The following is a 741-nucleotide window of genomic DNA, read 5'->3' on the forward strand; positions in this document are numbered from 1 at the left end:
ACCGCCCACGATGCCGTGGTGACCAATGGCCAGTTGTGCGCCGGCGAGTCGGTGCTGATCAATGGCGCGTCGGGTGGCGTTGCCATGGCGGCTATTCAGATCGCATCGCTGCTGGGGGCGAAACCCGTGATCGCGCAGTCGCGCTCGGCAGCGAAGCTCGACCGGCTGACGCAGTTCGGCGTTGACGTAGGTATCGATTCATCGCGCCAATCACAGGTCGATGTCGTGATGGCCGCGACCGACAAGCGTGGGGTCGATCTCATCATTGACACCGTGGGCGGCCCGGTCTTCGAGGCGAACATGCAAAGTCTCGCGATCAAAGGGCGGCTGGTTAATATCGCGCGCCTGGGTTCGGCGACGGCGCAGATTGACCTGGGCCAACTCTGGCTCAAGCGCCTGAAGCTGATTGGCGTGACCTTCCGCACCCGTACTGAGGAGGAGCGGCTCGAGTGCATCCAGGCGTGCGCCCGCGACCTCTTGCCGCATCTCGGTGCCGGGCGCATCCACCTGCCGATTGACCGCACTTTCCCGATGGACGCGATTGGCGAAGCGCATGCATACATGATCCTCGACCAGCACATCGGCAAGATTGTTCTTACCATAGACTAAATTTCAAGCATACGAAAAGGAGACATTCATGGCTATCCAGATCACGCCGCTCACGGGTTCGGTTGGCGCGCAGGTGCAAGGGGTCAACCTGAACGAGCCAGTCGACGTCACGACCTTCGAGGTGCTGCATCG

1 protein-coding gene is annotated in these 741 nt (G+C 61.4%); it reads left to right on the plus strand.

Annotation, left to right across the window (positions count from 1 at the left end; genetic code table 11):
- Nucleotides 1–609 (plus strand): zinc-binding dehydrogenase (locus tag AWB68_RS45760; RefSeq protein WP_087650525.1); only part of this gene is annotated, 609 nt, incomplete at its 5' end.
- Between the last annotated feature and the right edge of the window lie 132 nt (nucleotides 610–741).

The sequence above is a fragment of the Caballeronia choica genome (genome assembly GCF_001544535.1).
GTDB classification, from domain to species: Bacteria; Pseudomonadota; Gammaproteobacteria; order Burkholderiales; family Burkholderiaceae; genus Caballeronia; species Caballeronia choica.